Here is a 23,858-nt window from a genome sequence, read left to right on the forward strand (position 1 = left end):
TTTTGCCGGCTGCACACCCGTGTGTGCCGGATAGCTCCCGGGAAAACCCGGCGCATCCGCCCCGCCGCCGTACGCTCTAATTAAGGTCACATTGATGGACATGCAATCCCGAATTCGCCGGCTGTTCCAGGCCAGCATCGAAACCAAGCAACAGGCGATGGAAGTCCTTGCACCCTTTATCGAGCAAGCCAGTCAGGTCATGGTCAATGCCCTGCTCAACGAGGGCAAGATGCTCGCGTGCGGCAACGGCGGGTCCGCTGGCGATGCACAACACTTTTCCTCGGAATTGCTCAACCGCTTCGAACGCGAGCGGCCGAGCCTGCCGGCCATTGCACTGACAACCGACAGCTCGACGATTACCTCGATCGCCAACGATTACAGCTACAACGAAATCTTCTCCAAGCAGATCCGCGCACTGGGTCAACCAGGCGATGTGTTGCTGGCCATTTCCACCAGTGGCAACTCGGCGAATATTATTCAAGCCATCCAGGCCGCACATGATCGCGAAATGATTGTCGTAGCATTGACGGGACGCGACGGTGGCGGCATGGCCTCGCTGCTATTGCCCGAGGACGTGGAAATACGCGTACCCGCCAACGTCACGGCACGCATACAAGAAGTCCATCTGCTGGCGATCCATTGCCTTTGCGATTTGATCGACAGCCAACTGTTCGGGAGTGAAGAATGACCCCTAATCGTCTTAGCCTACTGGTTCTGACACTGTGCCTCAGCATCACCGGATGCAGTTCGGTGATCACGGCCACTCGCGAAAAACCGATCGAAGACGATCGCGGCACGCGCACCTTCGGCAGCAAGATCGACGACTCGCTGATCGAGACCAAGGCAGCCGTCAACATCTCCAAAGCCAACCCTGACCTCGCAGAGGGCTCGCACATCGTCGTGACCAGCTTCAACGGCATCGTGCTGCTGGCTGGCCAGACACCGCGCGCCGACCTCAAGGCCATGGCTGAACAAGCCGCCAGCGCCGTTCAGCGCGTCAAGAAGGTCAACAACGAACTGCAGGTGATGGCACCCTCCTCGCTGCTGGCCCGCAACAACGACGCATGGCTGACCACCAAGATCAAAAGCCAGATGATCGCCGACGCATCCATCCCCGGCTCGCGCATCAAGGTGGTGACCGAGAACGGCATCGTCTTCCTGCTGGGCCTGGTAACCCAGGACGAAGCCAATCGCGCCACCAACCTGGTACAGGGCGTCTCCGGCGTGCAGAAGATCGTCAAACTCTTCGAGTACATCGACTGACGGGTAACCGACAGGCAATAAAAAAGGCGATCCGAAGATCGCCTTTTTTATGCCTGTCTTTTACTTGACGACCTTCAGACTCGGCCGACCACTCGGGCGTGGCGGTTCGCTGTCTGGCGGAGGCGTATCGTCTTCAATCTCGATCTCGATTTCCTCGCCTTCCTCCATGGAGGGCTCCAGATCGAAAACCATGCCCTGACCGTTCTCACGGGCATAAATACCCAGAATGGCAGCGACAGGCACATAAAGCGTGTGCGGCACACCACCGAAACGGCCTTCGAAGCTCACCGCCTCATTATCCATGTGCAGATGACGCACTGCACTTGGCGAGACATTCAAGACAATCTGCCCGTCGTTGGCAAACCCTTGCGGGACCTGCACCGAGGGATAATCTGCATTGACCAGCACATGCGGGGTGCAATCGTTATCGACGATCCACTCATAGAGAGCGCGAACAAGATAAGGGCGACTGGAGTTCATTAACGGCTCCTTAAGCCTTAGCGCATTTCACGTTCGGCAGCAGACAGACTCGCCTGAAAAGCCTCACGCGCAAATTGGCGCTCCATGTAATCAAGCAACGGCTTGGCAGGCCGCGGCAATTCAATACCCAAAATTGGCAAACGCCAGAGTATGGGGAGTAGACAGCAATCGACGAGACTTAGCTCGTCACTCATGAAAAAAGCTTTTTCCGCGAACAACGGGGAAACCCCGGCCAGGCTCTCACGAAGCTCCTTGCGTGCCTGGACGCGAGCAGGCTCTTTGCTGCGCGTGTCGAGGATCAGGTCCACAAGGCCACACCAGTCTCGCTGGATGCGATGGATCAGCAGGCGGCTGTTGGCGCGAGCCACCGGATAGACAGGCAGCAAGGGTGGATGCGGATAACGCTCATCCAGATATTCCATGACCACCGTCGACTCATACAACGCCAGGTCACGATCGACGAGGGTCGGCAAGCTGCCATACGGATTTACTTCAATCAGCTGCGGCGGATGACGACCCGCCACGACTTCAATAATTTCGGCGCTGACACCCTTCTCGGCGAGCACAATGCGTACGCGATGAGAATAGTGGTCGGCGGGGTCGGAGTAACAGGCCAACCGGTTGGTCACGCCCATGGCGATCCTCCTCGCTTGTTAAAATTTATCGGACAGACAAACGAACACGCCCCCAGAGCGCATCCGATAATGAACGCAACAGCACAGGTGTTCGTCGCGGGCCACAAGATAGCTCATTTACACGACGTAAATTCCGCAATCTTCGTCGACAGGTGTATAAATCTCGCTCTATCGACGCGGCACGCCCACGCTCAAAACACCAGAACCGCAAAAATCACACCCATAAAAAAACGCCCAGCCCCGCGAGGGGATGGACGTTCTTTCTTTGAACGAAGAGCGAATTAACGCTTCGAGTACTGCGGACGCTTACGCGCTTTACGCAGACCGACTTTCTTACGTTCAACTTCACGGGCATCGCGAGTCACGAAGCCTGCTTTACGCAGCGCACCGCGCAGAGTCTCGTCGTACTGCATCAAAGCGCGAGTGATACCGTGGCGAATTGCGCCAGCCTGACCACTTACACCGCCACCGATAACGGTGACGTAGATGTCGAACTTTTCAACTGTCTCGGTCAGTTCCAGCGGCTGACGAACTACCATGCGGGCAGTTTCGCGACCGAAGAAATTGTCCAGGGAGCGGTTGTTGATCGAGATGTTACCAGTACCCGGACGCAGGAAAACGCGAGCGGTTGCGGTCTTGCGACGGCCAGTGCCGTAATTTTGAGTCGCCGACATAATGAACTATTCCGTTAAAACTTCAGTTCTTGGGGCTGCTGAGCAGTATGAGGGTGTACAGCGCCCGCATAGACTTTCAGCTTACGATACATGTCGCGACCCAGCGGGTTCTTAGGCAGCATGCCTTTGACCGCGGTCTCGATCACGCGCTCAGGAGCTTTGGCGATCAGCTTTTCGAAGTTGATCGACTTGATCCCGCCCGGAAAACCGGAGTGTGAGTAGTAGATCTTGTCGGTGGTTTTGGCACCAGTAACGCGGATCTGCTCGGCATTGATCACGACGATGTAGTCGCCGGTATCAACGTGCGGAGTGTATTCCGGCTTGTGCTTGCCACGCAGACGGCTCGCGATTTCGGTGGCCAGACGACCCAGGGTCTGACCAGCAGCGTCGACGACGAACCAGTCGCGCTTAACTGTTTCCGGTTTAGCAGTAAAAGTTTTCATTCTTTATAGCCTCAGGGGCCGCCCTGAAAATTAGACGGCGGATCTTACTGAATAGTGCGTACTTTGACAAGTCAAAGGCAGCCGGAAACAGACGCTATCGGGGGCTCGGGTCAGCGCGTCCGTTATACGGCAAGATTCTTCGGCAGACGGCGCATCACTTCCACTGCAAAGAGCTGGCGGATTATACAGACTGTAAAAATAACCTCAACCGGATTTTTTGTTCACATTCTGTTTATTGCCTGCGAGGTGTGGATTGGCGGATATTTGCGCCCTTAGCATAAGGCCATCATGCGCACCTCTCGCAGGGATCCTGACATGAGGAGGCTGGACAGGCCCGATAAAAAATAAGACGATCCAGCCGTTGCTTGACCATTTACCCATATAAGAATAACGATTATGCCGATCCAACACGCCACTCCGCTACGCCGCGTAAGCATCCTCGCCACTGACAAGATGTTTGCCTCGACGGTCATGCAGGCCAAGGACTTCTTTCACCTGGCCAGCCTTCGCTACAGCAAACAATTGGGCCAGGGCCTGGTGCCCGCTTTCGAAACGCGCCTGGTCAGCCCGGACGGCCTCTCTGTCAGCAGCTTCAGCGATGTCACGCTGCCGGTCGACGGAGCACTGTGCCAGAGCGATATCATCGTCATCCCGGCATTCTGGGATGACTTTGAAACCCTGTGCCAACGCTACCCACAGATTCTGCCCTGGCTGCGCGAGCAACACGCCAAGGGTGCCGTGCTTTGCGCAGAAGCCACCGGCGTCTACTGGCTCGCCGAGGCCGGCTTGCTGGACGGCAAGGAAGCGACTACCTACTGGCGCTTTTTCGGCGCGTTTGCCGAACGCTACCCCAAGGTGCTGCTCAATCAGGAAAAGCACCTGACCGATGCCGATAACGTTTACTGCGCAGGTGGCACGACCTCAGCCTGCGATCTCTACATCTACCTGATCGAGCGTTTCTGCGGTGCCAACGTAGCCCAGGCGGTGGCCCGTGACATTCTCTACGAGGTGCGCCGCACCTACTCACCAGGGCGAATCGGTTTTGGCGGTCAAAAGCTGCATCAGGACGTGATAATTCTGCAGATCCAGCACTGGCTGGAAGAGCATTTTGCCGACAAGTTTCGCTTTGAAGATGTCGCCCGCGAACACGGCATGAGCATTCGCAACTTCATGCGCCGCTTTCAGGCGGCCACGGGCGACAAGCCGCTGCATTACCTGCAACGGCTGCGGATTGAAACGGCGAAGGGGTTGCTGTCAGGGTCTCGCAAGAGCATCAAGACCATCAGCTATGAGGTGGGCTATGACGATGCCAGCTTTTTCGCTCGCCTGTTTCGCCAGCACACCGAGCTGTCGCCCAACCAGTATCGACAGCAGTTCGAAAACCACAAGGAGAGGCTCTGAGCTCAAGCTGCAAGCCTGGGACAAGTTTCAAGCTTCTGACTTGAAGCTTGAAACTTGCAGTTGCTACTAGGGCTTGTGCGCCCGCGAAAGGAATTCGTGGGATTGCATTTCGAGCAGGCGACTCAAGGTGCGCTGGAACTCGAACATCAACCGCCCACCGGTGTACAGGTCCTTCAATTCAACCTCGGCCGAGATGATCAGCTTGACATTACGGTCATAGAACTCGTCGACCATATTGATAAAGCGCCGGGCGATGTCGTCGGTAGAAACGTCCATCTGCTCGACGCCGCTGATCAGCACCGCATGGAAAATCTTGCCCAGCTCGATGTAATCGTTCTGACTGCGAGGCCCGTCGCACAACTCGCGAAAATCGAACCAGGCCACGTCATCACAGGTACGCAGGGCACGGATCTCGCGGTTTTCGATCATCAACACATCGTTTTCGATGGTCTCAGCGCAATCCGGAGTCAGGGCCTTGAAGCTTTTACGCAGGCTTTCCTGTGCGACTTCGTTGAGCGGGAAGTGAAACAGCTCGGCCTGCTCAAGGTGACGCAGGCGGTAATCGACACCGCTGTCGACATTGACGATATCGGTATTCTGCTTGATCAACGCGATAGCCGGCAGGAAACGCGCCCGCTGCAAACCGTCCTTGTATAAACCGTCCGGGACGATGTTGGAGGTTGCAACCAGCGTCACGCCATTCTTGAACAGCTCTTCCATCAGCGTCCCTAGAATCATGGCGTCGGTGATGTCGGAAACGAAGAACTCGTCAAAACAGATGACCCGCGCTTCGTCGGAAAAACGCTTGGCAATAATCGTCAGCGGGTTTTTCTCGCCTTTTAGGGTCTTCATCTCTTCGTGCACGCGCTTCATGAAGCGGTGGAAGTGAGTGCGCACCTTGTCCTGAAACGGCAAGGCGTCAAAGAACGTGTCAACCAGATACGTCTTGCCGCGGCCCACGCCCCCCCAGAAGTACAGCCCCTTGACCAGAGCGGGTTCCTTTTTGCCGAACAGCTTGCCGAACAGGCCGGGCTTGCTGTCGTGAGCGGCAACCAGATCGTCGTACAGACGCTGCAAATGGCGTACAGCGTTTTCCTGCGCGGCATCATGGAAGAAGTCCGGGCGTTTCAGATCAGCTTGATATCGTTCTAGGGGCGTCATAATTCGTTAGCAAGGCAACAAAAACGGGTCGTCACTGTAGCGACGACCCCGAGGATTGGCAATCAGTCCTGTTGAGGAGCAAGCGCCAGCTTGAGAGTCTCGATGGCGCTGTCGCGTGCGGCAGCGTCGGCAAATACCGGACTGTCCGCCACACAGTCGCCGTTCAGCCACAGCGTAAAGCGATCGTCCTCACTGCGCAGGTCCAGTTCACCGCCCTGCTGCAACTGCTTGCTGACGACGCCAGCAGCCTTGCCATCGGCAAAATGGCGCGACAACAGCAACTGCTCGCCATCGGCAGCCAGCAAACGGAAACGGAAGCTGCCGTCGTCTTCACGGAAGCTGACGAAACGAGCGCCCTTGCTGGCCTTTTTCTTGCCGGTATCGGCGTTCTGCACCACGGTACGGAACGACCGCAGCCCCACCGCCTCGCGCAATTGCTCAAGGAATGGTGTGGCGACACGCCGGGCTTTCTGCGCACCGGCGAGCAGGATGTCTTCGAGATCGGCAGGACGCTCGATCAGCCCCAGGTACTTTTCGCGGGGTTCGCTCAACTGGGCATCCAGCAAGGCAAACAGACGATTTTTCGCTTCGCCCCAGCCCAGGCCCTGCAACAGGTCGGAACGGAATTCGGCGCACTGCCCGGCCGTCGAGAAAGCCTGGTACAGGGTAAACAGGTGCGAGGTGTCCGGGTCTTTCGCCTCACCCGGCGCACGCGAGTCGGTGACGATGCGCGATATGGCGTTTTTCATCTCCTTGGCACTGCTGAATAACGGGATGGTGTTGTCGTAGCTCTTGGACATCTTGCGACCGTCCAGGCCTGGCAGCGTCGCAACGCTCTCTTCGATCAGCGCCTCTGGCATGACAAAGAATTCCTTGCCGTGACCGAACAGGTGGTTGAAACGCTGGCCGATATCGCGGGCCATTTCAACGTGCTGAATCTGGTCGCGCCCTACCGGAACCTGATGAGCATTGAACATCAGAATATCGGCGGCCATCAGCACCGGATAGCTGTACAAGCCCATGGTGATACCCGCATCCGGGTCTTCGCCGCTGTCCACGTTCTTGTCCACCGACGCCTTGTAGGCGTGGGCGCGATTGAGCAGGCCCTTGGCCGCTACACAGGTGAGCAGCCAGGTCAGTTCCGGGATCTCGGGGATGTCCGACTGGCGATAGAAGGTCACACGCTCAACGTCCAGGCCAGCTGCCAGCCAGGTTGCGGCGATTTCCAGACGCGAACGCTGAATGCGCAGCGGTTCATCGCATTTGATCAGCGCGTGGTAATCGGCCAGAAAATAGAACGAATCGAAGTCGCTCTGACGGCTGGCAACAATGGCCGGGCGAATGGCACCCGCGTAGTTGCCCAGATGGGGAGTACCGGTGGTCGTGATACCGGTCAGGATACGAGTGGTCATGGCAGGTCGCTTATCAATAGGGTGCAATACGGGCTGCAGTCAGCTGGAAAGTCGCGGCAGAAGCAGATCTTTCAGATCGGTCAGCTTGCCATGAAAAAAGTGTCCGCATTCTGCCACTTTCAGTAGCTCATGTGGACGTTGCAGTGCTGCAGACCATGCATAGACCGTTTCGGGATCAATCACTTCGTCGCTCTCGGGCTGAATGATCGTCAGCGGGCAGGCGTGTGGCAGTACGCTCTGATCCTTGAGCCGCGACGCCGCAGCAGCAACCAGAAACAAATGAGTCAGCGTTTCACCCTCGGCCTCCAGCCTTCCCCCCAGATTCGCAGCGACGTAGCCGCCAAAGGAAAAACCGAACAGGGTCATCGGCAGATCAGCGTGCCGAGCCCGCAGCCACCGGGCTGCAGCCTGAGCATCATCGATTTCGCCCGGCCCGGCAACCGACGTACCGGCACTGGCACCGACACCGCGATAATTGAAGCGCAAGGTGATCAGACCCTGGTCTCTTGCGGTACGCTGCAGCGTCGAGACGACTTTATTGAGCATCGTTCCACCCTGTATCGGGTTAGGATGGCAAATCAGTGCAACGCCTCGGGCGTCGGGTACGTCCTGATACAGCGCTTCGAGCTGGCCTTCTGGGCCATCGATAAATAATGGGGTTTCACGCATGAGCAAAACAGAACTCCGTGACCTCGAAATGGGTCGACTCGTCTAGCTGATTGTCTGCGGCTTGCATATCAACGATACGTCGCGGGTATACAGCGCAGGTTCCAGCCGTTAACGTAAAGCAAAGCCGTTTATAGAGGAAGGACTCGTGGAACACTCGCTCTTAGTCTGGTTGTTGCCGACGCTCGCCCTGGTGGCCGGTGTCGTCATTGGTTTTCTGGTGGCACGCCTGCTGCCCAACACCGTTCCGAACAGCACCCAGCGTCAGCTGGACGACATTCAGGAGCGTTTCGACACCTATCAGAACGAGGTAGTCACGCACTTCAACAGCACGGCCAATCTGGTACAGAAGCTTTCACAGAGCTACCAGGATGTTCAGGAACACCTTGCCGAGGGCGCCAACCGTCTGGCTCTCGACGAGTTGACCCGTCAACGCCTGCTGGCGGCTCTGCACCCGGAGGCCAATCAGGCACATCGCGATCATCGCGACCGCCTTACCCCCCCGCGTGACACCGAGACCCCCAAGGACTACGCCCCCAAGTCGCCCAACACTCCAGGAATGCTGGATGAGCATTACGGCTTGAAAAGATAGGGATTCACAACCACTGAAAAGCCCGCCGCAGACACTGTCTGCGGCGGGCTTTTTTGTAGGCGCGTGTCAGCCTTTTCTGTGCGTTCCGTGCCCGCTCAGAGAACGGACACGGTGTCAGCGCAATCAGATCGCGCCGCGGCTGCGCAGCAGGTCCAGCACCTGCCTGACGCTTTCTTCCAGGTTGAGTGTCTGCGTGTCGATCACCAGATCGGCATTCAGTGGCACGTCATACGGGAAGGACTCGCCAGGAATGTTGTCGCCATCAGCGGCATACAGACCTTGCGGGTCACGTTCGCGGCACACCGCGGGTGACGCCTGAACATAGACGGTCAGCAGACGCTCTTTGCCGATCAGCGCCTTGGCACGCTCACGTCCCTCGGCGTCCGGCGCAACGAAAGCAGCCAGGGTCAGCAGGCCCGCCTCGTTGAACTGGCGCGCCACGTGAGCGGCACGGCTCCAGTTCTCGGTACGACCGGCACGGTCCTGTGGCAAGCCCTTGTTCAGGTCATGACGCAGGTTCTGACCGTCCAGTACGTAGACCGCACGGCCCATGTCGAACAGCTTGCGCTCGACCGCATACGCCAGCGTACTCTTGCCCGCGCCGGACAGGCCGCTGAACAATACTGTGGCCGGTTGCTGGCCAAAACGCTGCGCACGCTCCTCGGTGGAGACATGGGCCAGTTCGCCATGATGCTGCGAACCACCGCCCGAGACCGGCTTGGCAATGATCATGCCCGCCGCCACAGTGCCGTTGGTCAGACGATCAATGACAATGAAAGAGCCCGTGGTGCGGTTGCTGCTGTAGCCGTCCAGCGCGATGGGCGCATCGAGGCTGACCTTGACCCGGCCGATCTCGTTCAGTTGCAACGAGCTGGCAGGGCCTTCCTCCAGCGTGTTCACATCGACCCGATGGGTAATGCTGGCAATGGAGCCCGGCACATAGCTGGTGGCACGCTTGATGTCGTATTTCTTGCCCGGCAGCATGGGCTCTTCGGCCATCCATACCAGCATGGCGTCGAACGCATCGCTGACCTGCGGAACGTTGTCGGCATGCACCAGCAGGTCGCCACGGGAGATGTCGATTTCGTCTTCCATGGTCAGGGTCACAGCCTGACCCGGTCCGGCATGCTCCAGCTCACCCTCATAGGTGACGATGGACTTCACACGGCTGCTCTTGCCCGACGGCAGCACGACGATCTCGTCGCCCTTGTGCACGATGCCGCTGGCCAGCGTACCGGCGAAGCCACGGAAATTCAGGTTCGGACGGTTGACGTACTGCACCGGGAATCGCAGGTCTGCATAGTTGCGATCACTGGCGATTTCGACGGTTTCGAGAATCTCCATCAGCGACTGGCCGGTGTACCACGGCGAACGCTCGCTCTTGTTCACCACGTTGTCGCCCTTGAGCGCCGACATCGGCACAAACGCCATGGTGGTCGGCTTGAACGCAATACCCTCGGCAAACTTCAGGTAATCGGTCTTGATCGACTCGAACACGCTCTCGTCAAAACCATTGAGGTCCATCTTGTTGATGGCGACAACGATATGCTTGATGCCCAGCAGCGAAGCGATATAGCTGTGACGGCGGGTCTGGGTCTGCACGCCATAGCGCGCATCCACCAGAATGATCGCCAGGTCACAGGTCGAAGCACCAGTGGCCATGTTACGGGTGTACTGCTCATGTCCTGGCGTATCGGCAATGATGAACTTGCGCTTGGCCGTGGAGAAATAGCGATACGCGACATCGATGGTGATGCCCTGCTCGCGCTCGGCCTGCAGACCGTCCACCAGCAACGCCAGATCGACGTCATCGCCAGTGGTACCGGACTTTTTCGAGTCTCGGGTAATAGCTTCAAGATGATCTTCGTAGATCATCTTGGAGTCGTGCAGCAGACGCCCGATCAGCGTGCTCTTGCCGTCATCGACGTTGCCACAGGTGAGGAAGCGCAGCATTTCCTTGCGTTCGTGCTGGCCCAGATAGGCGAGGATGTCCTCGCTGATCAAATCAGATTGATGCGACATGTGACACCCCCCTTAGAAATAACCCTGACGTTTCTTTTCTTCCATCGAGCCAGCACCGTCGTGGTCAATGACCCGACCCTGGCGTTCGGAAGTTCGCGTCAGCAACATTTCCTGGATGATGTCGGTCAGGCTGGTCGCCTCGGACTCGACGGCACCGGTCAGCGGGTAGCAGCCCAGAGTACGGAAACGGACCTTCTTCTTGACGATGCGCGACTTCTCTTCATCGGTAAGATGCTCGAGGATGCGCTCGTCGTCGATCATGATCAGCGTACCGTTCTTCTCGATAACGTCGCGCTCGGCTGCAAAATACAGCGGCACGATCGGGATGCCTTCGAGGTAGATGTACTGCCAGATGTCCAGCTCGGTCCAGTTGGAAAGCGGGAACACACGGATCGACTCGCCTTTGTTGACGTTGCCGTTATAGACGTTCCACAGCTCGGGGCGCTGGTTTTTCGGGTCCCAGCGATGCTTGCTGTCGCGGAACGAGTAGACACGCTCCTTGGCCCGGGACTTTTCTTCGTCGCGTCGGGCACCACCGAAGGCAGCATCGAAACCATGTTTGTCGAGCGCCTGTTTCAAGCCCTCGGTCTTCATGATGTCGGTGTGTTTGGCGCTGCCGTGGGTAAAGGGGTTGATGCCCTGAGCCACGCCATCGGGATTGATGTGAGTGATCAGATCAAGGCCCATTTCCTCGACCATCTGGTCACGGAAGCGATACATTTCCTGGAATTTCCAGCGGGTATCGACGTGCATGACCGGGAATGGCAATTTACCGGGGAAGAATGCCTTGCGCGCCAGGTGCAGCATCACGGCCGAATCCTTGCCGATCGAGTACAGCATCACCGGGTTATCGAACTCGGCGGCGACCTCGCGGATGATGTGGATGCTTTCCGCCTCCAGCTGTTTCAGATGCGTCAGTTTGTCAACCATGGCTACTCACGTTCGTTATGAACCGGGAAACCCCGGGGCGGCCTGCGGGCCGTATTCGAGCCGCGCACTTTAACATGCGTGATATCGCTAATCAGCGATGCGGCTAGATCGAAACGATCTATACATATACCCCACCGTTTGATCGGTCAGATCGGGTTCGGGCAGTCGATGAAGATATGTTCAAGGGCAAAACGCCGGGCCAGATAATCACCCAGAGCCTGAACACCATAACGCTCGGTGGCATGATGCCCGGCCGCGATGAAGCTTATGTCGTTTTCCCTGGCGCTGTGAAACGTCTGCTCTGACGCTTCGCCACTCAGGAAGAGATCGACGCCTTCCAGCACCGCCTGATCGATATAGTTCTGACCGCCACCGGTGCACCAGCCGACACGGCGAATCATCTGACTGCCCTCGACAAGCAACGGCTCGCGCCCCAGTGCGTCCTGTACGCGACGGGCAAAATCTCGCGCGGTCATGGGTTCGGACAACGAGCCGATCAAGCCGACCACGCGCGAATTTTCGGGATCCAGCGGGCCTTCAACGGTGATGTCCAGTTGCCGCGCCAGCTGCACGTTGTTGCCCACGTCGGGATGCACATCCAGCGGCAGATGATAGGCAAGCAGGCTGATGTCATGTTTGAGCAACGTTTTCAGGCGACGCTGCTTCATGCCGACCACGCAAGGGTTTTCGCCCTTCCAGAAATAGCCGTGATGAACCAGGATCAGATCGGCCTGCGCCTCGACAGCGGCATCCAGCAGGGCTTGACTCGCCGTCACGCCGCTGACGATGCGCATGACCTGGGGCCGGCCTTCGACCTGCAGGCCATTGGGGCAGTAATCCTGAATACGGGCACTGTTCAGATAGCGGTCGGCTTCTTCGACCAGGGTGCTCAGGGCAACAGCCATAAAAGACTCCTAAATATGCAGTTCAGAGCTGCGTTGTACTCGTATAATGCCCGCCATTATGGCGCACCCGTGGCAAAACTTTCTGCGCCCGCAACCATCAGGACTTGTTAAATGTTCAAGGCACTGCGTTTTTTCGGCTGGCCATTGCTGGCTGGCGTGCTTATCGCCATGCTGATTATTCAGCGTTATCCGCAGTGGGTCGGCCTGCCGAGCCTGGATGTCAATCTGCAACAGGCTCCACAGACCACCAACGTCATGCAAGGTCCGTCTTCCTATGCCGATGCGGTCATTGCCGCAGCCCCGGCGGTGGTCAACCTCTATACCACCAAGATGGTCAACAAGGGCAATAATCCCCTTTTCGAAGACCCGCAGTTCCGGCGCTTCTTCGGCGACAACACGCCCAAGCAAAAGCGCATGGAGTCAAGCCTCGGCTCTGGCGTCATGATGAGCCCGGAGGGCTACATACTGACCAACAACCACGTCACTACTGGCGCAGACCAGATCGTGGTTGCCTTGAAAGACGGCCGTGAAACCATTGCCAGGGTGATCGGCAACGACCCGGAAACCGATCTGGCGGTACTCAAGATCGACCTGAAAAACCTTCCCGCAATCACCATCGCACGTTCTGACGGCATCCGTATCGGCGACGTCGCGCTGGCCATCGGCAACCCGTTCGGGGTTGGTCAGACCGTGACCATGGGGATCATCAGTGCCACTGGCCGTAACCAGTTGGGCCTCAATACCTACGAAGACTTCATTCAGACCGACGCGGCCATCAACCCGGGCAACTCGGGCGGCGCACTGGTAGACGCCAGCGGCAACCTGATCGGCATCAATACCGCGATCTTTTCCAAATCCGGCGGATCCCAGGGCATCGGCTTCGCCATTCCGACCAAGCTGGCGATGGACGTCATGAAGTCGATCATCGAACACGGCCAGGTCATTCGTGGCTGGCTTGGCATCGAAGTTCAACCGCTGACCCAGGAACTGGCCGAGTCGTTCGGGCTGAAGGATCGTCCGGGCATCGTTGTGGCAGGCATCTTCCGCGACGGACCTGCACAGAAGGCCGGGCTGCAATTGGGGGATGTGATCCTGAGCATAAATGGCGAGCCTGCCGGCGACGGTCGCCGCTCGATGAACCAGGTTGCGCGCACCAAGCCCAAGGACAAGATTGCCATCGACGTGATGCGCAACGGCAAGGAAATGCGTCTGAGCGCTGAAGTCGGCCTGCGTCCGCCGCCTGCACCGACGCCTGCCGCAGCGCCGGAGTAAAGCGCCATTACCTGAGACGCCCGGAAAAAAAGGCGTCCAGGCTTCTGCCCGAAGGGCGTGGGATTGAGCTTGCTGGCGGAGTCCTGCGCGTGTGCATGTCGTTCTGGACGATCTGTGCACGAGCCTGAGTGGCAATGCAGAGTCAGCCCGCTTTCGGGCTCACAGACCCCCTCCTTAGATGTCGCTCAGACCTTCCAGCAGGGCCTGATGCTGCTCTGGCGTGCCGATACTGATGCGCAGGAACTGAGCGATACGCTGCTGCTTGAAGTGACGAACGATAATGCCCTGCTCGCGCAGCTTTGCGGCCAGGGCTGCGGCGTCGTGTTGCGGGTGACGGGCGAAGATGAAGTTGGCGGCCGAGGGCAGCACTTCAAAACCTTTGCCCTGCAACTGCTCGACCAGCACCTCGCGACTTTCGATGACCTTGTTGCGCGTCGCTTCGAAATGCTCACGGTCCTCGAAAGCCGCCGCACCGCCCACGTTGGCCATGCGGTCCAGCGGATAAGAGTTGAAGCTGTTCTTGACCCGCTCCAGCGCCTCGATCAGATCAGGGTGCCCCACCGCCAGACCGACGCGCAGGCCGGCCAGTGAGCGTGACTTGGACAAGGTCTGGGTGACCAGAAGGTTCGGGTAGCGATCGACCAGCGTAATCGCGGTTTCGCCACCAAAGTCGATGTACGCCTCGTCGACAACCACCACTGAATCCGGGCTGGCCTTGATGATCTGCTCGACCTTGTCCAGGCCAAGCAGGCAACCGGTTGGCGCATTCGGGTTGGGGAAGATGATTCCGGCGTTCGGCCGCGCATAGTCTTCGGCACGAATCCGGAATTGATCGTCCAGTGCGACCATCTCGTAGTCGATTCCGTACAGGCCGCAGTACACCGGATAGAAGCTGTAGCTGATGTCCGGGAACAGCAAGGGTGCCTCGTGCTGAAACAAACCGTGAAAGATATGCGCCAGCACTTCATCAGAACCGTTGCCCAGGAACACCTGGTTGGGCTGTACGTTGTAATAATCGGCAACAGCGCGCTTGAGCAGGTCGCTGTTAGGGTCCGGGTACAGACGCAAGTCGTCGGTCAGCGCAGCGTGCATGGCCTCGACGGCCTTTGGCGACGGCCCATACGGGTTTTCGTTGGTGTTGAGTTTGACCAGCCTGGTCAACTTCGGCTGCTCACCCGGCACGTATGGCACCAGACCGCTGACGAAAGGGCTCCAGAATTTGCTCATTATTTGCCGTCCTCTGTGTTGCGTGCTTTCCAGTCGGGGTCAGTGATTCGATATTCGGCACTGCGGGCGTGACCGCTCAATGACTCGCCACGAGCCAGTACGGATGCTGTCTTGCCCAGCTCGGACGCCCCCTGGGGCGAGCAATAGATGATCGATGAGCGCTTCTGGAAATCATAGACACCCAACGGCGAGGAAAAACGTGCCGTACCGGAAGTCGGCAACACGTGGTTGGGGCCTGCGCAGTAATCGCCCAGCGCCTCGGAGGTATGACGGCCCATGAAGATCGCACCTGCGTGACGAATCTGCGGCAGCCAGGCGTCGGGGTCGGCAACCGACAGTTCCAGGTGCTCAGGCGCAATGCGGTTGGCGACCTCGATGGCTTGCGCCATGTCCGCCACCTTTATCAGCGCACCTCGGCCGTTGATCGACGTTTCAACGATAGCTGCGCGCTCCATGGTCGGCAGCAAACGGGTAATGCTGGCCGCGACCTTGTCGAGAAAGTCGGCATCCGGACTGACCAGAATGGCTTGGGCGTCTTCGTCGTGCTCGGCCTGGGAAAACAGGTCCATGGCGATCCAGTCCGGGTCGGTCTGACCGTCACACACCACCAGAATCTCGGAAGGACCGGCGATCATGTCGATACCGACCTGGCCGAACACATGACGCTTGGCAGTGGCTACATAGATGTTGCCAGGGCCGACAACCTTATCGACCTTCGGCACGCTTTCGGTGCCGTAAGCCAGCGCTGCCACAGCTTGCGCGCCACCGATGGTGAACACCCGGTCGACGCCGGCAATGCAGGCGGCCGCCAGTACCAGTTCGTTGATCTCACCCCGCGGCGTGGGCACGATCATGACCACTTCGGTCACGCCAGCCACTTTGGCCGGTATGGCATTCATCAATACCGAGGACGGATAAGAGGCCTTGCCACCGGGTACATACAGACCTGCGCGGTCAAGCGGTGTGACTTTCTGGCCCAGCACCGTACCGTCGGCCTCGGTGTAACTCCAGGAATCCTGCTTCTGCTTTTCGTGGTAGCTGCGCACACGCTCGGCAGCCTTTTCCAGTGCTTCGCGCTGAACCGGCGTAATGCGGGTCAGCGCCAGCTCCAGGCGCTCACGAGGCAGAATCAGGTCGGCCATCGAAGCGACCTGCAGCCCGTCAAACTTCTGGGTGAACTCGACCAGCGCCGCATCACCACGCTCGCGCACCGCCTTGATGATGTCGAGCACGCGCTGGTTGACCGAGTCATCAGACACACTTTCCCAGCTCAGCAGATGATCCAGATGTCGTGCGAAATCCGGATCAGCAGCGTCGAGTCGGCGAATTGCAGTGGGCGTGGTCATAGCGGTGGCCTCAATAATTGGCGGATGCTCAGGAGCCTAAAGCTACCAAGCTATCCGCGCAGGCACCTGAGAAATCTGGCTATGACACGGATAGCTGGACGCAACTCAACGTTGCGTGAGTGAATCAGCTACGGTGTCGCGACTCCACTGCCTTGCGCAGGGTGTCGATGAGGGCCTGAATGCGTGCATGCTGCATTTTCATGGACGCCTTGTTTACCACCAGCCGCGAGCTGATGGTCGCAATGAGCTCCTGCGGCTCAAGGCCATTGGCTCGCAAGGTGTTACCGGTGTCGACCACGTCGATGATCTTGTCTGCCAGACCGATCAACGGTGCCAGCTCCATGGAGCCGTACAACTTGATGATATCGACCTGACGGCCCTGCTCGGCGTAGTAACGCTTGGCAACATTGACGAACTTGGTCGCCACGCGCAGACGACCCTTGGGCTCGACGGCACCGATAGCGCCTGCAGTCATCAGCTTGCACTTGGCAATCTGCAAGTCCAGCGGCTCGTACAGGCCCTGGCCGGTGTACTCCATCAACACATCCTTGCCCGCGACACCCAGATCGGCAGCCCCATGCTCGACATAGGTCGGCACATCGGTGGCTCGCACGATCAGCAGGCGCACATCGGCCTGAGTCGTGGGGATGATGAGCTTGCGGCTCTTGTCCGGATTCTCGGTCGGCACGATGCCCGCTTCAGCAAGAAGCGGCAGGGTGTCATCAAGAATGCGGCCCTTGGACAGTGCGATGGTCAACATGGGAAACGTAAGTCCTTATCAGGAAACTTTTGTCACGACGCCAGCGGCGCATGACAACCCTCAAGCCTGTTCGGCCTGAAGTGAAACGAATCAGAAATCACACCCGCGACAGAACAGGCGGCCCCGATGCCGGAGGCATCAGGACCGCACGCTACTCTAGCCCGGAACGCGGCGGATCTTGGCACCCAGCATTTGCAGCTTCTCTTCGATGCACTCGTAACCACGGTCTATGTGGTAGATGCGATCGATCAGCGTGTCGCCCTGGGCGACCAGCGCAGAGATCACCAGACTGGCCGACGCCCGAAGGTCGGTTGCCATGACTGGCGCGCCCTTGAGCACTTCGGTCCCGGTGACAATGGCCGTGTTGCCTTCGACCTGGATCTGAGCGCCCATGCGGTGCATTTCATACACATGCATGAAGCGGTTTTCGAAGATCGTCTCGATGACCGCACCTGTGCCTTCGGCAATCGCATTGAGCGAGATGAACTGCGCCTGCATGTCGGTCGGGAACGCCGGGTACGGCGCGGTACGCACGTTGACAGCCTTTGGACGCTTGCCGTGCATGTTCAGCTCGATCCAGTCTTCACCGGTCGTGACTTCCGCACCGGCTTCCTGAAGCTTGAGCAGAACAGCTTCAAGGATGGTGGGATCGGTATCCTTGACCTTCACGCGACCACCGGTGACGGCGGCGGCTACCAGATAGGTGCCGGTCTCGATACGGTCAGGCATGACCTTGTAGGTGGCCGGGCCCAGACGCTTGACGCCATCAATGGTGATAGTGTCGGTGCCGGCACCGTGGATTTTCGCACCCATCGCGATCAGGAAGTTGGCCAGATCGACAACCTCGGGCTCGCGCGCAGCGTTCTGCAGCACGCTGCGCCCGTTGGCGAGGCTCGCAGCCATCATGATGTTTTCCGTACCGGTCACGCTCACGGTATCGAAGAAGAAGTTGGCGCCACGCAAGCCACCCTCAGGTGCCTTGGCCTTGATGTAGCCACCCTCGACATCAATGATCGCACCCATGGCTTCAAGACCACGGATATGCAGGTCAACCGGACGCGAACCGATGGCACAGCCGCCTGGCAGCGCCACTTCGGCCTCGCCGAAACGAGCGACCATCGGGCCCAGGACCAGAATCGACGCACGCATGGTCTTTACCAGTTCGTACGGGGCGACCAGCGTCTTGATGGTGCGCGGGTCGATCTCGACACTGAGTTTTTCATCGATCACAGGTTCGATGCCCATGCGACCGAACAGCTCGATCATGGTGGTGATGTCGTGCAGGTGTGGCAGGTTCTGAACGGTAACCGGCCCGTCAGCCAGCAAGGTGGCGGCAAGAATCGGCAAGGCAGAGTTCTTTGCGCCGGAAATGCGAATTTCGCCATCAAGACGAACGCCGCCGGTAATAATCAATTTATCCATTAGAGTCTCGACACCAATTGGCTCAGGAACGCTCGGCCCATGCAGCGCGGCTGAAAAATTTCATGGTCACCGCGTGGATGCTGCCATCGGCAATCCAGGGGTTCAGATGGGTATAAATCTGTTGCTGACGCTTGACCGGGCTCAGGCCAGCCAATTCGTCGCTGATGATATTCAGCTGGAAGTTGCAGCCTTCGCCTTCGACTTCCACCTTGATTTCCGGCAGCTTTCCTTCAAGGAAGCTTTTAACTTCTACGGCCTGCATGCTTAACCTCGATCGGCGCTGTACGCGCGCGGGTCGGCCATCATACAAAAAAGCCCATGTTATGCGAAGCCCGACAAGCAGGTCCCGGATAAAGGGCTTTCTCGATAATGCCTGTCAGTGGGTGTCCAGTAACTCGGTCAGACCTGATACGCGGGCTATCTGGCGCATGTCTTCAGGCAGCGACCGGACCGTGATCGACTTGCCTGCATCCCTGGCATCGCGCATGAAAGCCAGCAGCAAGGCAAGACCCACGCTGCTGGATTTCTCGACGCCCGAGCAGTCGAGCGTCAGGTCGGCCAGATCGCCGGACTTGATCAGTGCCGCACCCTGCTTGCGCAGCTGCGGACCGGTGCGGTAATCCAGCACACCGATCAACCGGAGTTCGCCCGGACCGACGAGTCGGACAGCGGACTCACTCATTGTGCAGGCTTCTGCGCAGCGTCTACGGTGGACTTGGTCTTGGCGACTTCGCCAGCCCAGTTATTGATTGTGGTGTCCAGGTTGTTACCGTTGCGCTGCATGGCGTCGGCGAACTGATCACGGAACAGCTTGCCGATATTGATACCGTTGATGACAACGTTACGCACCTTCCACTCGCCGTTCAGTTTTACCAGCGTGTAGGAAACCGGGTAGACGGCACCGTTGTTGCCTTTGACCTGCATATCAACGCTGGTACGGTCGTCGCCTTCATCCTTGGCAGGCGCTACGGTGATGCCCTGGTTGTTAAACTCAAGCAATGCGTTACCGTAGAACTGCATAAGGCTGCGCTTGAAGTTTTCTTCGAAACGCTTCACCTGTTCAGGCGTCGCCTTGCGGGAATACTTCACGGTCATGATGCTTTTGGAAATGCCATCAGCGTCGACGACCGGTCCGACAATACGGTTCAGCGCGTCGTAAAAAGCACTCGGATTGGACTTGTACTGCTCACGATTGGTAGCCAGGTCGCTCAACAGTTCCTTGGTGGTACGTTCCACCAGATCGTGAGCCGAAGGCGTTGCCGCAGCATTGGCCAGCATCGGCAAGGTGGCCAGCAATATCAGCAGACCGCGGCGCAGGGTAGAGATCATTTAAAACTCCTTACTTGGCTTACTTGGCGTCTTTACTTACGGTATTGAGCAGGAATTTCCCGATCAGGTCTTCCAGCACAAGCGACGACTGCGTGTCATGAATGGTTGCACCGTCCTTTAGCAGCTTGTCATCGCCACCGACGCTGAGACCGATGTATTTCTCACCCAGCAGGCCAGCGGTCAGGATCGACGCCGTCGAGTCGGAAGGCAGGTTGTCGACCTTCTTCTGGATCTCAAGCGTCACACGACCGGTGAAGGTATCGCGATCCAGATCGATCGCCGTTACCTTGCCGATGGTGACGCCAGCCATGCTTACCTTGGCTCTGACAGTCAAACCGGCAATATTGTCGAAGTAGGCATAAAGTTTATACGTGTCAGTGCTGGCGCTTGTGCTCAGACCACTGACTCGCAGGGCCAGCAGGAGCAGAGCCAGTATTCCGGCCAGCAGGAACAGACCGACTCCGGTTTCGATGGCACGGTTTTGCATCAGAAATCTCCAAACATCAAGGCGGTCAAAATAAAGTCCAGTCCCAGCACGGCCAATGAGGCATATACGACGGTTTTGGTCGTCGCGCGGCTGATCCCCTCGGAAGTGGGGTCGCAGTCGTAACCCTGAAAAACGGCGATCCACGTCACCACGAAGGCAAATACGACGCTTTTGATCACCCCATTGAGCACATCGTTCGTGAAAGAAACGCTGTTCTGCATGTTCGACCAGAAAGAGCCGTCATAGACTCCCAGCCAATCGATCGCCACCCAGGAAGCACCCCAGATACCGACCACACTGAAAATCATCGCCAGAATCGGCAGCGAGATGAAACCTGCCCACAAGCGGGGGGCAACGATGTACTTGAGCGGATCGACACCGATCATCTCAAGGCTCGACAGCTGCTCGGTGGACTTCATGTTGCCGATCTCGGCGGTCAATGCAGAACCGGCACGGCCGGCGAACAGCAAAGCCGTCACCACAGGACCGAGTTCACGCAGCAGGGTCAGTGCGACCATCTGGCCGACTGCCTGCTCGGAACCGTATTTGGTCAGAATGCTGAAGCCCTGCAGCGCCAGCACCATCCCGATGAACAGTCCGGACACCACAATGATGACCAGCGACATGACACCGACCGAATACAGCTGCCTTACCAGCAACTGAAAACTGCTGCCCGCGCCGCCGCGACCAAGCAGGGCATGGACCAGAAACAGACCGGAACGCCCCAGAACAGTAACAATATCAATGGCCGAGCGCCCCAACAGGCGAACCCGGTCCATCAGTGACTTATTGCGCATCAGCGCTTCCCCAATAGATCTTCGCGAAAATCCGGTGCCGGATAGTGAAACGGTACAGGGCCATCAGGCTCGCCGGTCATGAATTGACGAATTCGTGGATTGTCCGAGGACATCAATTCCTCGGGCGTGCCCTGCCCCAGCACCTGACCGTCGCCCACGACATACAGGTAATCGGCAATGCTCGCCGTCTCGCTGAGATCATGAGACACCACGATACTGGTGATACCCAACGCATCGTTGAGCAACCGGATCAGGCGCACCAACACCCCCATCGCAATAGGATCCTGCCCGACAAAGGGCTCGTCATACATGAGGATCTGCGGGTCGAGTGCGATTGCACGGGCCAGCGCGACACGACGCTTCATGCCACCCGACAATTCGTCGGGCATCAGCTCGACCGCACCGCGCAGACCCACGGCCTGGAGCTTGAGCAGTACGATGTCGCGGATCATTTCTTCCGGCAGCTCGGTGTGCACACGCAAGGGAAAGGCAACATTTTCGAAAACGTCCAGATCGGTAAACAGCGCGCCGCTCTGAAACAACACGCCCATCTGCTTGCGGGCATCGAACAGATCGCTGCGCGACAGCTCCGGCAGGTTCTGGCCATTGACCCATACCTGGCCTTCGCCCGGACGCAACTGCGCGCCCATCAGGCGCAGCAAGGTAGTCTTGCCACAACCGGACGGCCCCATGATCCCGGTGACCTTGCCCCGCGGAATACGAATATCTACGTTATTGAAAATGCTGCGCGTACCGCGTTTGAAAGACACACCTTTCAACTCGACCGCATAGGCGTCATCAGGACTCATCTAAACTCCTTGCGATACAGCCTTCGCCAGCAGCCGCCGGTTCTTGGAGCCCGACAAGCTGTCCAGGCGCGCCGAACAGGCCGCGAACTATACCACCGCCGCCACCCGCCCCCAAGAAGAGAACCGAGCGGTTCAGGTATTCGCTGAATTATTCTGTACCACAATGTTATGGCAACAGACGTGGATACAGACCCTCGAACACGTAGGAAATTCGTTTAAAAACAACACAACGACGATCAGACGTGAGGGAATCGTTCATTACCGCTATAATCGCCGCCTTTCAGCAGGCTGACCCCTTCCAGACATGAACCAATCCACTGACCTGATCCAATCGGCGCAACGCACCATTCGCCTTGAGATAGAAGCCATACACGGCTTGCTCGAACGTCTTGACGGCGACTTTGTGCGCGCGTGCGAAATGATCCTCGCCAGCAAGGGTCGAGTCGTTGTGGTCGGCATGGGCAAGTCTGGACACATCGGCAACAAGATTGCCGCCACGCTGGCGAGCACGGGCACCACCTCGTTTTTCGTGCACCCGGCTGAAGCCAGTCATGGCGACATGGGCATGATCACCCGTGATGACATCATTCTCGCCCTGTCAAATTCCGGCAGCACCAACGAGATCGTGACCCTGCTGCCGCTGATCAAGCGGCTGGGCATAAAGATGATCAGCCTGACCGGCGACCCGGAGTCCATTCTGGCCAAGGCTGCCGACATCAACCTCAATGCCCATGTCGTGCATGAGGCCTGCCCGCTCAATCTGGCACCGACCTCATCGACGACTGCCGCACTGGTCATGGGCGACGCCCTGGCCGTGGCGCTGCTCGATGCACGGGGTTTCACGGCAGAAGACTTTGCATTTTCCCATCCGGGTGGCGCGCTGGGTCGTCGCCTGCTGCTCAAGGTCGAGAATGTCATGCACTCCGGCGACGCATTGCCCAGCGTGCAACGCGGCACCCTGCTACGGGATGCGCTGCTCGAAATGACTCGCAAGGGGCTGGGCATGACTGCAATTGTCGAAGCCGATGGCACACTGGCCGGCATCTTCACCGACGGCGATTTGCGCAGAACACTGGATCGCCCTGTCGACATCCGTCAGACCGTCATCGATGAAGTCATGACGCTTCACGGCAAAACGGCTCATGCAGAAATGCTGGCCGCCGAAGCGCTGAAAATCATGGAAGACAACAAAATCAGTGCACTTGTTGTCGTAGACCAGAATGACCAGCCGGTTGGCGCATTCAACCTGCAGGACCTTTTGCGCGCAGGCGTCATGTAATGGAAACCGAAACGATGACCCAGGATCTCATGCAACGCGGCAAGGCTATCAAACTGGCCGTTTTCGACGTCGATGGCGTACTCACCGACGGCCGTCTTTATTTCATGGAAGACGGCAGCGAGATCAAGACATTCAACACCCTGGACGGCCAAGGCATAAAAATGCTGATAGCCTCGGGCGTCACGACAGCCATTATCAGCGGCCGCAAGACCTCGATCGTCGAGCGTCGGGCAAAGAGCCTGGGCATCGAGCACCTGTTTCAGGGACGCGAAGACAAGCTGGTGGTGCTGGACAAACTGCTTGCAGAACTCCAGCTTGGTTACGAACAAGTCGCCTATCTGGGCGATGATCTGCCAGACTTGCCAGTCATAAGGCGCGTCGGACTGGGCATGGCCGTCGCCAATGCGGCCGTTTTTGTACGCGAGCACGCACATGGAATCACCAACGCGCGGGGCGGCGAAGGCGCAGCGCGCGAATTCTGCGAACTGATCCTGAGTGCGCAAGGCAACCTTGAAGCGGCTCACTCCGCCTATTTATAGAAGCCAT

General features: G+C 58.1%; 27 protein-coding genes. 7 read left to right on the plus strand and 20 right to left on the minus strand.

Annotated features, from left to right (window positions below; genetic code table 11):
* The first annotated feature begins 94 nt into the window (after positions 1-94).
* Positions 95-688, plus strand: a complete 594-nt coding sequence (locus ALO80_RS24895; RefSeq protein WP_003418801.1) for a phosphoheptose isomerase — start codon at positions 95-97, stop codon at positions 686-688.
* Positions 685-1,263, plus strand: coding sequence for a BON domain-containing protein (locus ALO80_RS24900; RefSeq protein ID WP_003364054.1), 579 nt, complete (start codon positions 685-687; stop codon positions 1,261-1,263). The genes ALO80_RS24895 and ALO80_RS24900 overlap by 4 nt, the downstream gene beginning before the upstream one ends.
* Before the next feature lie 60 nt (positions 1,264-1,323).
* Here the strand turns inward: ALO80_RS24900 and ALO80_RS24905 are convergent, their stop codons facing one another.
* From ALO80_RS24905 to rplM, 4 genes are all read right to left on the minus strand, one after another.
* The gene (locus tag ALO80_RS24905; protein ID WP_003313571.1) at positions 1,324-1,743 is read right to left on the minus strand and encodes a ClpXP protease specificity-enhancing factor; all 420 of its coding nucleotides are present in this window, start codon (positions 1,741-1,743) and stop codon (positions 1,324-1,326) included.
* A gap of 17 nt (positions 1,744-1,760) precedes the next feature.
* A complete protein-coding gene (locus ALO80_RS24910) occupies positions 1,761-2,378 on the minus strand; it encodes a glutathione S-transferase N-terminal domain-containing protein (RefSeq protein ID WP_054986671.1) in 618 nt (205 codons plus the stop codon).
* A gap of 281 nt (positions 2,379-2,659) precedes the next feature.
* Positions 2,660-3,052: a 30S ribosomal protein S9 gene (rpsI, locus tag ALO80_RS24915; RefSeq protein WP_002555064.1), complete on the minus strand. Its 393-nt coding sequence runs from the start codon at positions 3,050-3,052 to the stop codon at positions 2,660-2,662.
* A 14-nt stretch (positions 3,053-3,066) separates the two neighbouring features.
* On the minus strand, positions 3,067-3,495 hold the full coding sequence (rplM, locus tag ALO80_RS24920) for a 50S ribosomal protein L13 (protein ID WP_002555065.1): 429 nt from the start codon (positions 3,493-3,495) through the stop codon (positions 3,067-3,069).
* Between the two features lie 495 nt (positions 3,496-3,990).
* Here rplM and ALO80_RS24925 point away from each other — a divergent pair, with 495 nt between their 5' ends.
* Entirely contained in the window at positions 3,991-4,896 is a 906-nt protein-coding gene (locus tag ALO80_RS24925; protein ID WP_162491474.1) for a GlxA family transcriptional regulator, read from the plus strand.
* A 66-nt stretch (positions 4,897-4,962) separates the two neighbouring features.
* On the opposite strand, the gene zapE is transcribed toward ALO80_RS24925, so the two are convergent.
* The 3 genes from zapE to ALO80_RS24940 form a co-directional block, all read right to left on the minus strand.
* On the minus strand, positions 4,963-6,057 hold the full coding sequence (gene zapE, locus ALO80_RS24930) for a cell division protein ZapE (protein ID WP_054986673.1): 1,095 nt from the start codon (positions 6,055-6,057) through the stop codon (positions 4,963-4,965).
* A gap of 62 nt (positions 6,058-6,119) precedes the next feature.
* Positions 6,120-7,469 carry a tryptophan--tRNA ligase gene (locus ALO80_RS24935; RefSeq protein ID WP_055010924.1) on the minus strand — a complete coding sequence of 450 codons (1,350 nt, stop codon included), beginning with the start codon at positions 7,467-7,469 and terminating at the stop codon, positions 6,120-6,122.
* A gap of 39 nt (positions 7,470-7,508) precedes the next feature.
* Positions 7,509-8,138: an alpha/beta hydrolase gene (locus ALO80_RS24940; protein ID WP_055010925.1), complete on the minus strand. Its 630-nt coding sequence runs from the start codon at positions 8,136-8,138 to the stop codon at positions 7,509-7,511.
* A gap of 145 nt (positions 8,139-8,283) precedes the next feature.
* Between ALO80_RS24940 and ALO80_RS24945 the strand changes: the two genes are divergently transcribed.
* Entirely contained in the window at positions 8,284-8,727 is a 444-nt protein-coding gene (locus ALO80_RS24945; protein ID WP_054986676.1) for a YhcB family protein, read from the plus strand.
* Positions 8,728-8,850: 123 nt separating this feature from the next.
* On the opposite strand, the gene cysN is transcribed toward ALO80_RS24945, so the two are convergent.
* The 3 genes from cysN to ALO80_RS24960 all read right to left on the minus strand — a co-directional run bounded on the left by cysN (position 8,851) and on the right by ALO80_RS24960 (position 12,584).
* On the minus strand, positions 8,851-10,749 hold the full coding sequence (gene cysN / locus ALO80_RS24950) for a sulfate adenylyltransferase subunit CysN (protein ID WP_055010926.1): 1,899 nt from the start codon (positions 10,747-10,749) through the stop codon (positions 8,851-8,853).
* A gap of 12 nt (positions 10,750-10,761) precedes the next feature.
* Complete coding sequence (cysD, locus tag ALO80_RS24955; protein ID WP_003313577.1) at positions 10,762-11,679, minus strand: sulfate adenylyltransferase subunit CysD; 918 nt, start codon at positions 11,677-11,679, stop codon at positions 10,762-10,764.
* A gap of 146 nt (positions 11,680-11,825) precedes the next feature.
* Entirely contained in the window at positions 11,826-12,584 is a 759-nt protein-coding gene (locus ALO80_RS24960; protein ID WP_055010927.1) for a Nif3-like dinuclear metal center hexameric protein, read from the minus strand.
* 111 nt (positions 12,585-12,695) lie between these two features.
* Between ALO80_RS24960 and algW the strand changes: the two genes are divergently transcribed.
* Positions 12,696-13,856, plus strand: coding sequence for a Do family serine endopeptidase AlgW (gene algW / locus ALO80_RS24965; protein ID WP_004656566.1), 1,161 nt, complete (start codon positions 12,696-12,698; stop codon positions 13,854-13,856).
* 174 nt (positions 13,857-14,030) lie between these two features.
* Here the strand turns inward: algW and hisC are convergent, their stop codons facing one another.
* The 10 genes from hisC to ALO80_RS25015 all read right to left on the minus strand — a co-directional run bounded on the left by hisC (position 14,031) and on the right by ALO80_RS25015 (position 22,033).
* The gene (gene hisC, locus ALO80_RS24970) at positions 14,031-15,083 is read right to left on the minus strand and encodes a histidinol-phosphate transaminase (RefSeq protein WP_055010928.1); all 1,053 of its coding nucleotides are present in this window, start codon (positions 15,081-15,083) and stop codon (positions 14,031-14,033) included.
* Positions 15,083-16,429, minus strand: coding sequence for a histidinol dehydrogenase (gene hisD / locus ALO80_RS24975; RefSeq protein ID WP_055010929.1), 1,347 nt, complete (start codon positions 16,427-16,429; stop codon positions 15,083-15,085). Before hisD ends, hisC begins: the two co-directional genes overlap by 1 nt.
* A 124-nt stretch (positions 16,430-16,553) precedes the next feature.
* Complete coding sequence (gene hisG, locus ALO80_RS24980) at positions 16,554-17,189, minus strand: ATP phosphoribosyltransferase (protein ID WP_002555077.1); 636 nt, start codon at positions 17,187-17,189, stop codon at positions 16,554-16,556.
* 156 nt (positions 17,190-17,345) lie between these two features.
* Positions 17,346-18,611: a UDP-N-acetylglucosamine 1-carboxyvinyltransferase gene (gene murA / locus ALO80_RS24985; RefSeq protein ID WP_002555078.1), complete on the minus strand. Its 1,266-nt coding sequence runs from the start codon at positions 18,609-18,611 to the stop codon at positions 17,346-17,348.
* Positions 18,612-18,633: 22 nt separating this feature from the next.
* A complete protein-coding gene (locus tag ALO80_RS24990; protein ID WP_002555079.1) occupies positions 18,634-18,873 on the minus strand; it encodes a BolA family protein in 240 nt (79 codons plus the stop codon).
* Between the two features lie 114 nt (positions 18,874-18,987).
* Positions 18,988-19,293, minus strand: coding sequence for an STAS domain-containing protein (locus tag ALO80_RS24995; protein ID WP_054985098.1), 306 nt, complete (start codon positions 19,291-19,293; stop codon positions 18,988-18,990).
* Positions 19,290-19,940 carry an MlaC/ttg2D family ABC transporter substrate-binding protein gene (locus ALO80_RS25000; protein WP_054985097.1) on the minus strand — a complete coding sequence of 217 codons (651 nt, stop codon included), beginning with the start codon at positions 19,938-19,940 and terminating at the stop codon, positions 19,290-19,292. The genes ALO80_RS24995 and ALO80_RS25000 overlap by 4 nt, the downstream gene beginning before the upstream one ends.
* 19 nt (positions 19,941-19,959) lie before the next feature.
* Positions 19,960-20,427, minus strand: coding sequence for an outer membrane lipid asymmetry maintenance protein MlaD (gene mlaD, locus ALO80_RS25005; RefSeq protein WP_054985096.1), 468 nt, complete (start codon positions 20,425-20,427; stop codon positions 19,960-19,962).
* Complete coding sequence (gene mlaE, locus ALO80_RS25010) at positions 20,427-21,224, minus strand: lipid asymmetry maintenance ABC transporter permease subunit MlaE (RefSeq protein ID WP_054985095.1); 798 nt, start codon at positions 21,222-21,224, stop codon at positions 20,427-20,429. Before mlaE ends, mlaD begins: the two co-directional genes overlap by 1 nt.
* Complete coding sequence (locus ALO80_RS25015; RefSeq protein WP_005754063.1) at positions 21,224-22,033, minus strand: ATP-binding cassette domain-containing protein; 810 nt, start codon at positions 22,031-22,033, stop codon at positions 21,224-21,226. Before ALO80_RS25015 ends, mlaE begins: the two co-directional genes overlap by 1 nt.
* 304 nt (positions 22,034-22,337) lie before the next feature.
* On the opposite strand from ALO80_RS25015, the gene ALO80_RS25020 reads away from it, so the two are divergent.
* Both ALO80_RS25020 and ALO80_RS25025 read left to right on the plus strand, forming a co-directional pair.
* The gene (locus tag ALO80_RS25020) at positions 22,338-23,312 is read left to right on the plus strand and encodes a KpsF/GutQ family sugar-phosphate isomerase (protein ID WP_055010930.1); all 975 of its coding nucleotides are present in this window, start codon (positions 22,338-22,340) and stop codon (positions 23,310-23,312) included.
* Positions 23,312-23,851 carry a KdsC family phosphatase gene (locus ALO80_RS25025; protein ID WP_055010931.1) on the plus strand — a complete coding sequence of 180 codons (540 nt, stop codon included), beginning with the start codon at positions 23,312-23,314 and terminating at the stop codon, positions 23,849-23,851. Before ALO80_RS25020 ends, ALO80_RS25025 begins: the two co-directional genes overlap by 1 nt.
* Positions 23,852-23,858 lie beyond the last annotated feature (7 nt).

The sequence above is a fragment of the Pseudomonas caricapapayae genome (assembly GCF_001400735.1).
Taxonomy (GTDB): domain Bacteria; phylum Pseudomonadota; class Gammaproteobacteria; order Pseudomonadales; family Pseudomonadaceae; genus Aquipseudomonas; species Aquipseudomonas caricapapayae.

Bases quoted from the DNA above. Each gene is read 5' to 3' on its own strand.
- ALO80_RS25000 (WP_054985097.1), bottom strand. From the start codon at position 19,940: ATGATCTCTACCCTGCGCCGCGGTCTGCTGATATTGCTGGCCACCTTG.
- ALO80_RS25025 (WP_055010931.1), top strand. From the start codon at position 23,312: ATGGAAACCGAAACGATGACCCAGGATCTCATGCAACGCGGCAAGGCT.
- hisD (WP_055010929.1), bottom strand. From the start codon at position 16,429: ATGACCACGCCCACTGCAATTCGCCGACTCGACGCTGCTGATCCGGAT.
- algW (WP_004656566.1), top strand. From the start codon at position 12,696: ATGTTCAAGGCACTGCGTTTTTTCGGCTGGCCATTGCTGGCTGGCGTG.
- zapE (WP_054986673.1), bottom strand. From the start codon at position 6,057: ATGACGCCCCTAGAACGATATCAAGCTGATCTGAAACGCCCGGACTTC.
- hisG (WP_002555077.1), bottom strand. From the start codon at position 17,189: ATGTTGACCATCGCACTGTCCAAGGGCCGCATTCTTGATGACACCCTG.
- ALO80_RS24940 (WP_055010925.1), bottom strand. From the start codon at position 8,138: ATGCGTGAAACCCCATTATTTATCGATGGCCCAGAAGGCCAGCTCGAA.
- hisC (WP_055010928.1), bottom strand. From the start codon at position 15,083: ATGAGCAAATTCTGGAGCCCTTTCGTCAGCGGTCTGGTGCCATACGTG.
- ALO80_RS24905 (WP_003313571.1), bottom strand. From the start codon at position 1,743: ATGAACTCCAGTCGCCCTTATCTTGTTCGCGCTCTCTATGAGTGGATC.
- ALO80_RS24995 (WP_054985098.1), bottom strand. From the start codon at position 19,293: ATGAGTGAGTCCGCTGTCCGACTCGTCGGTCCGGGCGAACTCCGGTTG.
- ALO80_RS24935 (WP_055010924.1), bottom strand. From the start codon at position 7,469: ATGACCACTCGTATCCTGACCGGTATCACGACCACCGGTACTCCCCAT.
- ALO80_RS24960 (WP_055010927.1), bottom strand. From the start codon at position 12,584: ATGGCTGTTGCCCTGAGCACCCTGGTCGAAGAAGCCGACCGCTATCTG.
- ALO80_RS25015 (WP_005754063.1), bottom strand. From the start codon at position 22,033: ATGAGTCCTGATGACGCCTATGCGGTCGAGTTGAAAGGTGTGTCTTTC.
- cysN (WP_055010926.1), bottom strand. From the start codon at position 10,749: ATGTCGCATCAATCTGATTTGATCAGCGAGGACATCCTCGCCTATCTG.
- cysD (WP_003313577.1), bottom strand. From the start codon at position 11,679: ATGGTTGACAAACTGACGCATCTGAAACAGCTGGAGGCGGAAAGCATC.
- ALO80_RS25020 (WP_055010930.1), top strand. From the start codon at position 22,338: ATGAACCAATCCACTGACCTGATCCAATCGGCGCAACGCACCATTCGC.
- ALO80_RS24895 (WP_003418801.1), top strand. From the start codon at position 95: ATGGACATGCAATCCCGAATTCGCCGGCTGTTCCAGGCCAGCATCGAA.
- mlaD (WP_054985096.1), bottom strand. From the start codon at position 20,427: ATGCAAAACCGTGCCATCGAAACCGGAGTCGGTCTGTTCCTGCTGGCC.
- mlaE (WP_054985095.1), bottom strand. From the start codon at position 21,224: ATGCGCAATAAGTCACTGATGGACCGGGTTCGCCTGTTGGGGCGCTCG.
- ALO80_RS24990 (WP_002555079.1), bottom strand. From the start codon at position 18,873: ATGCAGGCCGTAGAAGTTAAAAGCTTCCTTGAAGGAAAGCTGCCGGAA.
- rpsI (WP_002555064.1), bottom strand. From the start codon at position 3,052: ATGTCGGCGACTCAAAATTACGGCACTGGCCGTCGCAAGACCGCAACC.
- ALO80_RS24910 (WP_054986671.1), bottom strand. From the start codon at position 2,378: ATGGGCGTGACCAACCGGTTGGCCTGTTACTCCGACCCCGCCGACCAC.
- ALO80_RS24900 (WP_003364054.1), top strand. From the start codon at position 685: ATGACCCCTAATCGTCTTAGCCTACTGGTTCTGACACTGTGCCTCAGC.
- rplM (WP_002555065.1), bottom strand. From the start codon at position 3,495: ATGAAAACTTTTACTGCTAAACCGGAAACAGTTAAGCGCGACTGGTTC.
- murA (WP_002555078.1), bottom strand. From the start codon at position 18,611: ATGGATAAATTGATTATTACCGGCGGCGTTCGTCTTGATGGCGAAATT.